At 68.7% G+C, this 252-nt stretch carries 1 pseudogene; it reads right to left on the bottom strand.

The annotated features are described in order from the left end of the window. Nucleotides 1-252, bottom strand: a pseudogene (locus SB771_RS35915) (hypothetical protein); the annotation flags it as partial.

The following is a 252-nucleotide window of genomic DNA, read 5'->3' as shown; positions in this document are numbered from 1 at the left end:
GTGCGCAGCCAGCCGGAAATGTCTTCCTGTTCGCTGTCGGCCAGTTTGCACGACACGGCCAGCGCGGCCGCGGCCATGATGCAACCGCGCCAGGTCGCTTCCTTGACCAGTTCCAGCGCTTCCACGTCCTTGAGCGCGGGCGATTCAAAGGCCAGCGCGCGCAGGCCGGCGCGGTCTCCGGCGATCAGCCGGTCGCGCCACAGCATCGCGAAACTACGGCCATGCGCCGGGATGGCGGCGCGCACTTCATGG

Source organism: Burkholderia sp. SIMBA_051 (genome assembly GCF_046534915.1).
Classification (GTDB): Bacteria; Pseudomonadota; Gammaproteobacteria; order Burkholderiales; family Burkholderiaceae; genus Burkholderia; species Burkholderia ambifaria.
This window is presented reverse-complemented; position numbering and strand designations above follow the sequence as displayed.